10 protein-coding genes are annotated in these 14202 nt (G+C 65.4%); 4 read left to right on the top strand and 6 right to left on the bottom strand.

Annotated elements, in window-relative coordinates:
• Window positions 1-11 precede the first annotated feature (11 nt).
• The 3 genes from fdhF to ACVIW0_RS10030 all read right to left on the bottom strand — a co-directional run bounded on the left by fdhF (window position 12) and on the right by ACVIW0_RS10030 (window position 6118).
• Window positions 12-2771, bottom strand: coding sequence for a formate dehydrogenase subunit alpha (gene fdhF, locus ACVIW0_RS10040; protein WP_461357292.1), 2760 nt, complete (start codon window positions 2769-2771; stop codon window positions 12-14).
• Between the two features lie 183 nt (window positions 2772-2954).
• Window positions 2955-4667 (bottom strand): NAD(P)H-dependent oxidoreductase subunit E, encoded by a 1713-nt coding sequence (locus ACVIW0_RS10035; protein ID WP_461352170.1) that lies wholly within the window; start codon window positions 4665-4667, stop codon window positions 2955-2957.
• A gap of 197 nt (window positions 4668-4864) precedes the next feature.
• Window positions 4865-6118: a molybdopterin molybdotransferase MoeA gene (locus ACVIW0_RS10030; RefSeq protein ID WP_461352169.1), complete on the bottom strand. Its 1254-nt coding sequence runs from the start codon at window positions 6116-6118 to the stop codon at window positions 4865-4867.
• On the opposite strand from ACVIW0_RS10030, the gene ACVIW0_RS10025 reads away from it, so the two are divergent.
• The 3 genes from ACVIW0_RS10025 to mobA are packed head-to-tail and all read left to right on the top strand — an operon-like array spanning window position 6117 to window position 7796.
• Window positions 6117-6281: a hypothetical protein gene (locus ACVIW0_RS10025; protein ID WP_461352168.1), complete on the top strand. Its 165-nt coding sequence runs from the start codon at window positions 6117-6119 to the stop codon at window positions 6279-6281. The two genes, ACVIW0_RS10030 and ACVIW0_RS10025, sit on opposite strands and share 2 nt — an antisense overlap.
• 20 nt (window positions 6282-6301) lie before the next feature.
• On the top strand, window positions 6302-7186 hold the full coding sequence (locus ACVIW0_RS10020) for a formate dehydrogenase accessory sulfurtransferase FdhD (protein WP_461352167.1): 885 nt from the start codon (window positions 6302-6304) through the stop codon (window positions 7184-7186).
• Window positions 7179-7796: a molybdenum cofactor guanylyltransferase MobA gene (gene mobA / locus ACVIW0_RS10015; RefSeq protein WP_461352166.1), complete on the top strand. Its 618-nt coding sequence runs from the start codon at window positions 7179-7181 to the stop codon at window positions 7794-7796. Before ACVIW0_RS10020 ends, mobA begins: the two co-directional genes overlap by 8 nt.
• Window positions 7797-7919: 123 nt before the next feature.
• Here the strand turns inward: mobA and ACVIW0_RS10010 are convergent, their stop codons facing one another.
• The 3 genes from ACVIW0_RS10010 to ACVIW0_RS10000 all read right to left on the bottom strand — a co-directional run bounded on the left by ACVIW0_RS10010 (window position 7920) and on the right by ACVIW0_RS10000 (window position 12912).
• Window positions 7920-9509, bottom strand: a complete 1590-nt coding sequence (locus ACVIW0_RS10010) for a hypothetical protein (RefSeq protein WP_461352165.1) — start codon at window positions 9507-9509, stop codon at window positions 7920-7922.
• A 136-nt stretch (window positions 9510-9645) separates the two neighbouring features.
• Window positions 9646-10650 carry a LysR family transcriptional regulator gene (locus ACVIW0_RS10005; protein WP_461352164.1) on the bottom strand — a complete coding sequence of 335 codons (1005 nt, stop codon included), beginning with the start codon at window positions 10648-10650 and terminating at the stop codon, window positions 9646-9648.
• A 699-nt stretch (window positions 10651-11349) separates the two neighbouring features.
• Window positions 11350-12912 carry a 2-isopropylmalate synthase gene (locus ACVIW0_RS10000; RefSeq protein WP_461352163.1) on the bottom strand — a complete coding sequence of 521 codons (1563 nt, stop codon included), beginning with the start codon at window positions 12910-12912 and terminating at the stop codon, window positions 11350-11352.
• Window positions 12913-13379: 467 nt separating this feature from the next.
• Between ACVIW0_RS10000 and ACVIW0_RS09995 the strand changes: the two genes are divergently transcribed.
• Window positions 13380-14201 (top strand): helix-turn-helix domain-containing protein, encoded by an 822-nt coding sequence (locus tag ACVIW0_RS09995; protein WP_461352162.1) that lies wholly within the window; start codon window positions 13380-13382, stop codon window positions 14199-14201.
• The last annotated feature ends 1 nt before the right edge of the window (window position 14202 follow it).

Below are 14202 nucleotides of genomic sequence, written 5' to 3'. Positions count from 1 at the left end.
TGCCACGACCGCTATTCGGCCGCGGTGCGGATATCGATCTTCTCGGCGCGGACGGCGCAGAACTTGAACTCCGGAATCTTGCCGAACGGATCGAGCGCGGGGTTGGTCAACAAATTCGCCGCCGCCTCTGCGTAGCAGAACGGCATGAAGACCATGTTCTCGGGCACGTCGCGGTCGGCGCGCACCTTGACCTCGACCGCGCCGCGGCGGGTCTCGAGCCGGATGAAGTCGCCGGGCGCGAGCCCCTTCTTGCGCATGTCCTTCGGCGTCATGAACGCGACCGCCTCGGGCTCGATCTGGTCGAGCACCTGGGCGCGGCGCGTCATCGAGCCGGTGTGCCAATGTTCGAGCACACGTCCGGTCGACAGCACCATCGGATACTCGTCGTCGGGCAACTCATCCGGCGGGATCACCTTGGCCGGCACGATCTTGCCGCGGCCGCTCGCGGTCGGGAAGCCGGTGGTGAAGATGATCTCGTTGCCGGGCTTGTCGGGATCGTCGACCGGATAGGTCACCGCGCCCTCGCGCACCAGGCGCTCCCAGGTGATGTTCTTCAGCGACGGCATCAGCTCGGCCATCTCGGTGAAGACCTCGCCCGGCCCGGCATAATTCCACGGCAAGCCCATCCGCTTGCCGATCTCCTGGATGATCCAGAGATCCTGCCGCGCATCGCCCGGCGGCTTGATCACCTCGCGTGCCAGCTGCACGCGGCGGTCGGTGTTGGTGAAGGAGCCGGATTTTTCGGCGAACGCCGAGGCCGGCAGGATGACGTCGGCGTGGAACGCGGTCTCGGTGACGAACAGGTCCTGCACCACGAGATGATCGAGCTTGGCCAGCGCCTCGCGCGCGTGCTGCAAATCCGGGTCGGACATCGCGGGATTCTCGCCCTCGACATACATGCCGTGGATTTCGCCGGCGTGGATCGCGTTCATGATCTCGACCACGGTGAGCCCGCGCACCGGATCCAGCTCCTGCCCCCATAGCCTCTCGAACGCGCCGCGCATGTCGTCGCGGCCGACCGGCTGATAGTCCGGCAGGAACATCGGGATCAGGCCGGCGTCGGAGGCTCCCTGCACGTTGTTCTGCCCGCGCAGCGGATGCAGCCCGGTGCCGGGACGGCCGACCTGGCCGGTGATCAGCGCGAGCGCGATCAAGCAGCGCGCATTGTCGGTGCCGTGGACATGCTGGCTGATGCCCATACCCCAGAAGATGATCGACGACTTGGCCCGCGCGTAAGCACGCGCCACCTCGCGCAGCGTATCCGCGGGAATGCCGCAGACCGCCGACATGCGTTCCGGCGTGAACTCCTGGATCTTGGCCTTGAGGTCGTCATAGCCCTCGGTATAGCCGGCGATGTACTGCTCGTCGGTCAACCCTTCGGTGATGATGGTGTGGATCATCGCGTTCAGCATCGCGACGTCGCTGCCCGGCTTGAAGGCGAGGTGCATGGTGGCATGGCGCGACAGCGCCTGCCGGCGCGGGTCCATCACGTAGAGCTTGGCGCCGCGCTTGGCGGCGTTCTTGATGTAGGTCGCGGCGACCGGATGGTTCACGGTCGGATTGGCGCCGATCACCCAGATCACCTCGGCATCGGCGGCGGCCGCGAACGGCGCCGACACCGCGCCGGAGCTCAGCCCCTCGAACAAGGCCGCGACCGACGAAGCGTGGCACAGCCGCGTGCAGTGATCGACATTGTTGGAGCCGAAGCCGGTGCGCACCAGCTTCTGGAACAGATAGGCTTCCTCGTTGGAGCCCTTGGCCGAGCCGAAGCCTGCGAGCGCCTTGGCGCCCTTCTCGTCGCGGATCTTGCGCAAGCCGGCTGCGGCAAGATCGAGCGCTTCTTCCCAGGTCGCTTCGCGGAAGTGAGTGTAGGGATTGGCCGGATCGACCTGATCGTTGGCGTCCTTCTTGACGCCGGGCAGCCGCACCAGCGGCTTGGTCAGGCGATTGGGGTGATGGATGTAGTCGAAACCGAAGCGGCCCTTGACGCAGAGCCGATTGTGATTGGCGGGACCATCGCGGCCTTCCGCGTAGATCACCTTCTCGTCCTTGACCTCATAGGTGACCTGGCAGCCGACGCCGCAATACGGGCAGAGTGAATCCACTTTCCGGTCGGGATAAGTTACGCGGGTCTGCTTGTCGTCGAGCATCACGGCCGGCATCAGCGCGCCGGTCGGGCAGGCCTGCACGCACTCGCCGCAGGCGACGCAGGTCGATTCGCCCATCGGATCGTCGAAGTCGAACACGATTTTCGCGTCGTGATTACGATAAGCCATGCCGATGACGTCGTTGACCTGCACCTCGCGGCACGCCCGCACGCAGAGGCCGCACTGGATGCAGGCGTCGAGATTGACGCGCATCGCCGGATGGCTGGTGTCGGCGTGCCAACGCTCGGTCGCCGGGAAGCGGCTCTCGGTGACGCCGGTCTTCTCGGCCCAGTGCCAGAATTTCGAATCCGGATCGTGCGAGGTCTCGCGCGCCGGCTGGTCGGCGACGAGCAGCTCCATCACCATCTTCTGCGCCGCGACCGCGCGCTGGCTCGCCGACTTCACCTTCATGCCGACGGAAGGCGTCCGTTTGCACGACGCCGCCAGCACGCGCTCGCCTTCGATCTCGACCATGCAGGCGCGGCAATTGCCGTCGGGCCGATAGTCCGGCGCCGGCGAATAGCAGAGATGCGGGATCTCGGTGCCCTGACGTTTCGCGACCTGCCAGATGGTTTCGCCGGCCCGCGCCTCGACCTGATGGCCGTCGAGCTCGAACTGGATCATCTGCGGCGCGCCACTCGTTCCGCCGACCTTGCCGATCGGCTCGCTGTGCGTGACGGTGACGCGACCATCTGGGGCATTGCTTCCTCCGGCCGCGCCCTTGGCGTCGTGACCGTAACCCTGCGGCGGAGAGTTCTTGTCCTTGCTCATTCAAATCCTCGTCGAAATTCGCCCTGCCTGGTCCGCCTATTCGGCGGCTTGCTGCGGACGAAAGCCGTCCGGAAAATACTTGATCACCGAGGTCAGCGGATTGGACGCTGCCTGACCGAGGCCGCAGATCGATGCGTCGCGCATCGCCTGGCTCAATTGGTCGAGCAGCTCCTTGTTCCAGACCGGCTGCTGCATCAACAGCGCCGCCTTCTCGGTGCCCGCGCGGCAGGGCGTGCATTGCCCGCAGCTCTCGTCCTCGAAGAACTTCATCAGGTTCAGCGCGGCCTCCCTGACGTCATCGGCCTGCGACAGCACGACCACCGCGGCGGAGCCGATGAAGCAGCCGTATTTCTCCAACGTGCCGAAATCGAGCGGGATGTCGTCCATCGACGCCGGCAGGATGCCGCCCGACGCGCCGCCCGGCAGATAGGCTTGCAGGGTGTGGCCATCGACCATGCCGCCGCAGAACTCGTCGATCAGTTGGCGCAGCGTGATGCCGGCCGGCGCGAGCTTGACGCCGGGATTCCTGACGCGTCCCGATACCGAGAAGCTGCGCAGGCCGTGGCGCTCGTTGCGGCCGTGGCTCTTCCACCAGTCGGCGCCCTTCTCGACGATGTCGCGCACCCACCACAAGGTCTCGATGTTGTTGATCAGCGTCGGCAGGCCGAACAGCCCGACCTGGAACGGATAGGGCGGCTTGTGCCGCGGCAGGCCGCGCTTGCCCTCGATCGATTCCAGCAGCGAGGATTCCTCGCCGCAGATATAGGCGCCGGCGCCGCGCCGCAGATGCAGCACAGGGCCACCGGGCGGCAGCTTTGCGATCTCGCGCGCGAGGATCTCGCGGCAGGCCGGGTATTCGTCGCGGATGTAGATGTAGACTTCGGTCGCCTCGACGATTTGGGCGCCGATCAGCATGCCCTCGAGGAAGCGATGCGGATCGGTCTCGAGATAATAGCGGTCCTTGAACGTGCCGGGCTCGCCCTCGTCGCCGTTGACGGCCATCAGCCGCGGACCGGGCTCGCCGAGCACGGCGCGCCATTTGCGGCCGGTCGGAAAACCGGCGCCGCCGAGGCCGCGCAGCGAGGCATCGTCGAGCGCCTTCAGCAGGTCTTCGCGCGGCAGTTCGCCCGAGCGCAGGCGCGTCAGCAGCTGGTAGCCGCCACCGGCGACATAGGCATCGTAGTCGATGTATGACGGAAGGTGCACATGGGTGTCGCCGCTCTTCGCCGCGGCCAGCACGGTGCTGACGGTGGCATGGTCGACGAAGTTGTGGCCGACCTCGGCCGCGGGCGCGGTGTCGCAGCGGCCGACGCACGGCGCGCGCACCACGCGGATGCCGTGACCGGCGCGGGACTGAAGATCCTTCAAGAGCTGTTCGCCGCCGAGCATCGCGCAGGTCAGCGAATCGCAAACCCGCACGGTGAGCGGCGCGATATCCGGCTCGCCTTCCTTCACGATGTCGAAATGCGCGTAGAAGGTCGCGGTCTCGAACACCTCGGCGAAGGACAACTTCATCTCGTCGGCGAGCGCAGCCAGATGCGCCGCCGAGATCTGATGGTATTTGTCCTGGATCAGATGCAGGTACTCGATCAGCATATCGCGCTGTCGCGGCCGGTCCGCGAGCAGCGCCTCGATCTCATGCGCAGCCACCGGGTCGACCTGGCGTCCCTTGGGCGTGGCTTTCGCCCGCTTCCTGCCCTGTCCGGGATGCTCGAACGCGCGGACCTTGTGAACGTCGCCTTGGCTCATGAATCCTCGCCTTGAAACCGCGTCTTGAAACCGCGTCTTGGAACACCGCTTTGATAGCGCCGGTTCAACTCAACTCTATTCGCTGGCATGCCACAGGCAAGCAGATTTAGAACGCCTCTAGCAGCGTCGGGTTGCCGCGCAGGCCATTGTTTATGTTTACCTATCGGGCGATCTGAATTTCAAATCGCGCGATCCGCTCACAGCAGATCGGCGTAGCCGAGAAAGCCGACGGCATCGCCCGGCTCGACCCGCACGACGGCCTCGCCGAGCTCGATCAGCCCGTCCGTCTCGACCAGCGACGACAGCAGCCCTGCCCCTTCGCGGGGAAACTTGGTCGCCTCCAGCGCACCGTCCGCCGCCCGGCGCAGCGAGGCGCGGACATATTCACGCCGCCCGCTCTTCTTCTTGTAGCTGAAAGCCGCCCGCACCGGCATCGGCTGCAAGGGCGTCGGCACCGCGCCCGACAGCGCCAGCACGGTCGGCCGCACGACGTGCACAAAAGTGACGAAGCTCGCCACGGGATTGCCGGGCAATCCGATCAGCGGCGTGCCGTCGATGATGCCCATCGCCACCGGCCGCCCCGGCTTGATCGCCATCCGCCACAGCACCAGCGAACCGGCCTGCTCGATGCCGGCCTTGACGTGGTCCTCTTCCCCGGTCGAGACCCCGCCGGTGGTCAGGATCAGGTCGTAGCGCCGCGCGACCTGCTTCAGCGCATCGGCAAGTTCGGCCCGCTCGTCGCGCAGGATGCCGAGATCGCCGACCTCGCAACCGAGCCGCCGCAACATCGCCATCAGCATGAAGCGGTTGGAATCGAACAGCTGCGCCTCAGTGCGCACGCTCCCGGGCGCCGCCAGCTCGTCGCCGGTGGAGAATACCCCGACGCGCAGCCGCCGCACCACATCGAGCGTGGTCAGCCCGAACGCCGCCGCAACGGCGATGTCCTGCGGGCGCAGGCGCCGGCCCGACGCCAGCGCGACGTGGCCGCGCGCAATATCCTCCCCGGCCGGACGCACATTGGCGCCGGCCTTCAGGCCGGACGGCAAAATCACGCTGCCCACATCGTCGATCCGCACGTCTTCCTGCATGAACACGGTGTCGGTGCCGTCGGGCATCGGCGCCCCGGTGAAGATCCGCACCGCCTGGCCGCGCCGTGCGGGCGCTGCCGGCGCACCCGCCTGCACCCGCCCGGCGACCGGAAACGCGCGCTCGCCGCTCGCCGGCACGTCGGCGCCGGATACCGCGTAACCGTCGACAGCGGAATTCATGAACGGCGGCAGCGGCAGCGGCGCGGCGACGTCGCCGGCCAGGATACGCCCGTCGGCGTCAACCAGTGCAACGGTCTCCGTCTCCCCGACCGGCTTGACGCGCGCGGCGATGATCGCGACGGCTTCGTCGACCGACATCATCGGTCCGCCGAACGCGAAGCAGTCGTCCGAAAGCTGCGCCATGATCTTTCTCAGTTTTCGCCATCGACAAGATTCGTTCGACCCGGATCGCGAACTGCGGCGTTATCCTTCAAGCCGGACCAACCATGACGGTTCCGGCAAGCCGGCGGAGAGTGGCCAGTCGGTCTCCGACCGTGCTTATATCCCCAGCTTCGCCACCATGTGAACCCATCGGGACTGCGACCTGTGACCGCGAAAACCACCGCTCCCATCATTGTTCCTGACCCGGACGATCCGCGCCTGACCGAGCGCGTGGTCGGCGTCGATCAGACCGGCGCGCGGACCGAGATCAAGGTGCCGGTGGAGCGGCCGCTGACGCTGTACCTCAACGCGCAGGAGATCGTCACGATGATGACGATCAACGATTATCCCGAATACCTGGCGCTCGGCTACCTGTTGAACCAGAACATGCTGAAGTACGACGACGTCGTCACCGAGGTCGAATATGACGACGATCTCGAGGTCGTCGTGGTACGCACCGCGCACCACACCAATTTCGAGGCCAAGCTGAAGAAGCGCACGCAGACCTCGGGCTGCGCCCAGGGCACGGCGTTCGGCGACCTGCTCGAAGCCGTCGAGAAGGTCGCGCTGCCGAAGGCCGAGCTGCGCACCTCCTGGCTCTACCGGATGACGCACACCATCAACACGATGCCGTCGCTCTATCTGGAAGCCGGCGCTATCCACGGCTGCGTGCTGTGCAAGGAGGCCACGCCCATCTGCTACACCGAGGATGTCGGCCGCCACAATGCCGTCGACAAGATCGCGGGCTGGATCTATCGCCACAATGTCGATCCGGCCGACAAGATCCTCTACACCACAGGCCGCCTCACCTCGGAGATGGTGATCAAGACGGTGCGGATGGGCATCCCGATCCTGGTGTCCCGCTCCGGCTTCACCGCATGGGGCGTCGATCTGGCGCGGCAGGTCGGGCTGACGCTGGTCGGGCGCGCCCGCGGCAAACGCTTCATCGCGCTGTCGGGTGAGGAGCGGATCGTCTACGACCAGAACCTCGACTATGTCGAAGAGGAATCGATGCGGCACAAGCGCAAGGGCGAGACCGACAATGACTGAGATCCCCGGCGTTTTGCTCGCCGGCGGGCTCGCGCGGCGGATGGGCGGCGGCGACAAGCCGATGCGCATGATCGCCGGCCGCACCATCCTGCAACGGGTGATCGACCGGCTCGCGCCGCAATGCCGCGGGCTGATCATCAACGCCAATGGCGATCCCGCGCGGTTCGCCGCGTTCGGCCTGCCGGTGGTCGCCGACGATGTCGCCGACTATCCGGGTCCCCTCGCCGGCATCCTGGCCGCGCTCGACTGGACCGCCGCCAACCGGCCGGATGCGAAGTGGGTGCTGAGCGCGGCGGGCGACTGTCCGTTCCTGCCGCGCGATCTCGTTACACGCCTGGAGCAGGCGCGCGCGGCCGAGAATGCCGAGCTCGCGGTCGCATCATCCGGCGGGCAGACCCATCCCGTGATCGGTCTCTGGAGCGTGCGCTTGCGGGGTGAATTGCGCCACGCGCTCGTCGAGGAGGACGTGCGCAAGATCGATCGCTGGACCGCGCGCTATCCGCTCGCAACGGTCGCATGGCCGACCGAGCCGCTGGACCCGTTCTTCAATGCCAACACCGTGGAAGACATCGCGGAAGCCGACCGTCTCGCTGCGCTTGATGGCGGCTGAGGCGCCTGTGCGCATTTGAACGCATCGGCCCGACCGGCAACTGCCGATCGCGCGCTGCTGTTGGGATTAATCCAGCGAGGCCCTGCCGCAAGAGCCGGCACAGGCTCCGCCGGTTGCTGGCGATCAATGCCCCGCGGCGATCCTGGTCGGGCCGCAGATGTCGTCCGCGTCGTGGTCGTTGTCGTGGCCGTGATCGCCATCGCAATTGACCGGCGCGAACGAGACGCCGCGGTAGACCATTCCAAATGCGGGCGCCGCGACGACATCGAAGGCTTCATATGCGGGAAGCTGCGTTGCCGCGACCTTGTCGGTGATCGCGACCACCGAATTCGGATCGGCGCCCGGCTCAACCGAACTGCTCACTGTCGACGTCACCGCGAAGATCGTCGCGGTGCCGTCGCGATTGAGGCGGCCGGTGATGTTGCGCAGGCCGCCGGTCGCCGGATCGGTCGGATAGCCGTTCACGTGATAGGTCGCACCGAGGTTCAGACCCTTCTGCAGCGTGTAGGCAAGGCTCCAGCTGCCATTGGCATAAACCCATTTCTGCAGGCCCGCGGTCGTCGACGTGGCCGCGTCCGCCAGAACGCCGTCGCCTTCCTGGGCGACATAAAGCGTCGTCGCATTGGCGAACCAGATGCCGAACGGATAGAAACCATTCGCACCCGAATTCGCCGAGGGATTGTTCGGGAAGCCCGGAAGAATGCTGAACGTCGTCGAGGCAGCGGTATCGCGGGTCGGCAGCACGCCGGCCTGACCAACCTGATAGACCGTGTTGATGCCGTTGCTGCCGCTGCCCTTGGTCACGTAGAGCGTGTTGCCGGAGATCGCGATGCCGCGGAAATTGTTGTCCTTGCCGGATTTGTCGACCGCAAAGCCGAGCTGGGCAACCGAGAAGCCGAACTGGAAGCCGTTCTTGCTGCCGGGCGTTCCCTGCTGCACGCCAACCACGGCATCGGACCCATCGACACCGGGCGTTGCGAGCTGCACGCCGGTGTCGTTGACGACGAGCACCGGCTGGATGCCGCTGCCATTGCCGGCATTGCCGACCGTGAAGTACTGGTCGGCCTGGGTACCATTGACCTTGTTGGCGCGGATCGCACCGCGGCCGTTGTCGCCGCTGTAGACGTTGACCTTGGTCCGGTGCAGCGCGCCGTCGAAACCGAGTTCCGCCACCACGCGCGCATGCATGCCGGTGTCCGGATTGGTAGGATCGACATGGTTCGGCGAATTGGAGTTGGAGATGTCGAGCTGGTTCACCGCGGCGTCATAGCCTATGAAGGTCACGGCCTTGCCGTCGGGCGACAAATGCAGCGACAATTCCGACTTCGAGCTGAAACTGGTCACCGCCACATCCGCCGGAACGGTCAGCGCGCCGATTTCGCGAAGCCTGTGGCCTTCCAGATGGAATTTCTTGATCACCACCGGCGCGGTCACGCCGAAGTTCGAATCAACCGCCACGTTGTTGAAGACGCCCGGATAGCTGCCGTCGGCCACCGCCTTCGCGCCGGTCGGCAGCGTCTGGCCCACGACGACGGTCGACGCCTTGCCGGCATAGACCGCGGTGCTGACCAGCAATTCATGCGGATTGCCGACGCTCTGCGCGAGCGCCGGATGCACCGCAAACAGCAGCACCGGAGGGAGCGCCGTCCCGGCGATCAGGCGCCGGACAAGGACGCGGCAGCTGGTTTGCGCTGTGGCGATCGATTTGAACATGAGCCCCCCATTGTTGAAAATTGCAATGGGTTCGTCATACGGGGCCGATCGCAACATCCTTGTGACAGATCGCCGCACACGTGTTCACGTTATGGAAATCTTGCCACGCGCCGGCCTTGCCGGAGAGACGGGCCTTTCAGGAGAGCGAGTGCTGGCTGGCTCGCCCGCCAACCCGCTCGCCCCGATCCGTCTCGATCGTGCGCAGATAGTCCAGCATCAGGCGGCTGGTTGCGGACAGATGCGCGGCATCGCGGACCACGATCTTCAGCTCGCGCCGACCCCAGTCATCGCGCAGCGGGATCGCGCGAAGGCCCATGCCGGTGCCGATGACCTGGAAAGCGCGATCGGGGATCAGGCCGAGCCCCATATTGGCCTGCACCATGCGGCAGACCGCGTCGAAGCCGGGCACATTGATCCGCAACCGCATGGTCTTGCCGGCTTGGGTCGCCGCATATTGCGAGCGCAGATAGATCGAGCTTGCGGTGTGCAGGCCGATCTGGTCGAAATCGAGCGTCTCGGTGAACGAGAGACCGGGGCGGCCGGCCAGCGGGTGGTCGGCGCGCATCACGACAACCAGATTGTCGTAGCGGTAGTGGAAGGCGTCGAGCGCGCGGCTGTCGGCCTCGGCCGAGCAGATGCCGAGCTCGGCCGCGCCCTCCTCGATGCCGCGCACCACCTGCCCGCTTGGCCGCTCCTGCAGATCGACGCGCAGCAATTCATGCGCCGCGAAGAAGGCCGAGAGATCCTCCGGCAAATACTGCACGATCGCCGAAAGATTGGCGAGCATGCGGACATGGCCGCGCACGCCTTGCGAATATTCCGACAGCTCGACCGCGATCTTCTCGACATTGAGCAGCGTGACCCGGGCGTGATGCAGCAGCGCCTCGCCGGCCGGCGTCAGCGCCATGCCCTTGGCGAGCCGCTTGAACAGCGTGACGCCGAATGCCAGCTCGAAATCGTTCATCCGCTTCGACACGGCAGAGGCCGCGATCCCCTCGCGCAGCGCCGCGCGGGTCAGGTTCTGCTCGTCGCAGACCGCGACGAACAGGCGAAGCGTGGTGAGATCGACCCGGCGGGTCAGCGCGGTCTCGGCCGGCGTGGCAGCGCGTGGAAGGTCGACGGCGACGGAGGAGATCGGCATGGGCGGCGTCCCCGGAAATAGGCGCAGGTTAGCGCCGGGGATGCCGCGGAAGATTCCAAAGCAGTGCGGGATAGGAGGGAATGTTGGGATAGGATTCCAACGATCCACCAGAAAGACAATTTTGATTCCAGGATACGGGGCGTAGGGGTCGAGCGAGGCACGATTGGCCAGGTGAAACGATACTCCCGCAACGTTCAGCGTTAACACGTGGTGTCGGAAGAGATTTAGCTGGCTGGCACAAACTGCCGATATCAAGGTTTTTTATGAAGACGCAAAACTGTTCTCGTCCGGAGAACACCGGTGACAGTTTGTGCCATCACTCTTGGTTTCGGCGCCCCAAATTGGGACCATCGAAATCAGCAATGTAAAGCGGGTTGGCGACGCGTAACCTGCCTGCGATCCGCGCGAGAGGCGGCGGGTTACGGCTGCCCCTAACCCGCCCTACGGATGCGCTCCTTAGTCCGTCACCCTGAGGAGGCCGCGTAGCGGCCGTCTCGAAGGGCGACGGCCCGGCTCGGTGCGCGAGGCGATCGTGACGCGCTGAAGCACGGGGCCGTGCATCCTCGAGACGCCGCTCCGCGGCTCCTCCAGCGACAAAGGCGAAGCCTTTGCGCGGGGATGACGGGTTGAATGAAGGTGCCCAAAACAAAAACGCGGCGCCGGGGCGCCGCGTTTCCGAATGCGTGGTCGAGCGAACGGTCAGCCCGCGGCCTTGGCCGGGAGGTCGTCGCGCTGGCGCTTCATCACGATCTTGTTCAGGGCGCCGAGATAGGCCTTGGCGGACGCGACCAGGGTGTCCGGATCGGCGGCGCGCGCGGTCATCGAGCGGCCCTCATGGGCGAGACGCACCGAGACCTCGGCCTGCGCGTCGGTGCCTTCGGTCACCGCATGGACCTGATACAGCTCGAGCTTGGCCTCGTGCGGCACCAGGCGCTTGATGCAGTTGAACACGGCGTCGACCGGGCCGTTGCCCTCGGCTTCCTCGATCCTGATCTGGCCGTCGACGTCGAGCTTCATGGTCGCGCGCTGCGGGCCATGGGTGCCGGCGATCACGGTCAACGAGGCCAGCTTGATGCGGTCGTGCGCGGCCGCCATCTCCTGGTCGACCAGCGCCTCGATGTCCTCGTCGTAGATGTCCTTCTTGCGGTCGGCCAGCGCCTTCATCCGCGTAAAGGCATCTTCCAGCTGGTTGGCGCCGAGCTTGTAACCCAACTCTTCCAGCTTGTGGATGAAGGCGTGGCGGCCGGAATGCTTGCCAAGCACCAGCGATGACTGCTTCAACCCGACCATCTCCGGCCGCATGATCTCGTAGGTCGAGGCGTCCTTCAGCACGCCGTCCTGATGAATGCCGCTCTCATGGGCGAAGGCGTTGCGGCCGACGATCGCCTTGTTGTACTGCACCGGGAACGAGGTGGCGGCCGACACCACCTTTGAGGCGCGGGTCAGCTGCGTGGTGTCGATCTTGTTCCAGTAGGGAAACTTGTCGTTGCGCACGTTGATCGCCATCACGATCTCTTCCAGCGCGGCGTTGCCGGCGCGCTCGCCGATACCGTTGACGGTGCACTCGACCTGCCGCGCGCCGCCGACGATGCCGGCCAGCGAGTTGGCCACCGCCATGCCGAGGTCGTTGTGGCAATGCACCGAGAAGATCGCCTTGTCGGAGTTCGGCACCCGCTCGATCAGCGTCCGCATGAAGTGGGTGTATTCCTCCGGCACGGTGTAGCCGACGGTGTCGGGGATGTTCACGGTGGTGGCGCCGGCCTTGATCACGGCTTCGACGATCCGGCACAGATAGTCCATCTCGCTGCGGGTGCCGTCCTCGGCCGACCATTCGACGTCGTCGATCTGGTTGCGGGCGCGGGCGACCATCGCGACCGAGGTCTCGATGACTTCCTCCGGGGTCTTGTTCAGCTTCACCCGCATGTGCAGCGGCGAGGTCGCGATCACGGTGTGGACGCGGCCGCGGCGGGCGAACTTCACCGCCTCGGCGCAGCGATCGATGTCGGCCGGATGGGCGCGGGACAGGCCGGCGATCACCGAGTTCTTGGAGCGGCGGGCGATCTCGCTGACCGCCTGGAAGTCGCCTTCCGAGGTGATCGGGAAGCCGGCCTCGATGACGTCGACGCCCATATCATCCAGCAGTTCGGCGACCTCGAGCTTCTCCTCGAAGGTCATGGTGGCGCCGGGGCACTGCTCGCCGTCGCGCAAGGTGGTATCGAAAATGATGACGCGGTCCTTCTCGGACTTATTCGCGGTGGCCATGTCAGAAATTCCTTTAAGCTTTGCGCCCGTCATTTGCTGCTTTGAGCGATTGGTTGGGCGATTATCAGGGTCCGGTGATCTCGTACAAACCCCTGAGTGCCCAGGCGCAGACGCCCAGCCGGCCCTCAGGGGCAGGTAAGAAGCAGGCCGCCAATAAGCAGGGTGGGCATTCCGGCCGGGATCGCGGCGGTAGCCAAGGCCACCTCCCCCGAAATCCCATCAATTTGGCCGCGAATCGACATTGCCAGACCCTGTTGAGCGCCAAAATCCTCGGGCAAAACCATTGACGGTCGGTTGCCGGGACGCGCTTGAGCGCCGTCGTTCTAGACGATTATGGCAAGCCGCCGCAATGGGTAAAGAGGGTCAGGAGAATTGACCTATTGCGGCGCAACCCGCCGATAGCCTCCCCTTTCTCCCGTTCCTCTCGTTCGGTTAGCGTATGGTACCCTGGATTGAAGGATCCTGAGATGCTTGTCAGACGCGTCCTGCCCCATCCAGCGCTACGCGGCGTCATCAGGTCCTTCGGCGAGCGGCGCGGCTCGCTTGGCTCGAGGATCCTGACCTGGCCGCTCGCCGCACGGCCGCACCAGATCATCGACATCCAAATGAAGGAGCCGCTCCGTCTTCGGATCGACGGCGGGTCCTTGCAGACGTCTCCGGAAACGGTGGTGGTTGGGCCACAGGGTTCGCGCCGCACCCAGATACATGTCTCCGGCGACATTCATCTCTTCAACATCCTGCTGCAGCCTTCGGCCCTCCACCGGCTGACCGGCATCGACATGACGCTCTTGGTGAACGAGGGCATCGCTGCGCACGACGTCCTCGGCAGCGATGCCACGAAACTGGACGATGCGGTGCGCCTGGCACCGGACTTTTCGGCGCGCGTCGCCGTGGCCGAGCGTTGGTTCGGCGAGATGCTGGAGCGCAGCGACCCCGAAGACGCGATCGATCGCGCGTCGAAGCTGTTGCTGGGCACGGGCGGAGCGATGCGGATCGATGCCGTCGTGCGGCAGTCCGAACTCAGTGCACGACAGTTCCAGCGCCGCTTCACGACGCAAATCGGTCTGCCGCCTAAGCTCTATGCGCGCACGATTCGTTTCGACAACGCGCTCATGGCGCATCAAAGAGAACGAAATCGGCCCTGGACGCAAATCATCCACGAAGCCGGATATTTCGACCAGGCGCATTTCATCCGCGAATGTCATGCGCTGGTCGACGCCGCGCCTGGCGAGTTCATCGACGACTGGGACAACATTTTCCCGCTCGATGTCCGAAACGTACAATCGTGAC

This window comes from Bradyrhizobium sp. USDA 4454 (assembly GCF_054822705.1).
This window is presented reverse-complemented; position numbering and strand designations above follow the sequence as displayed.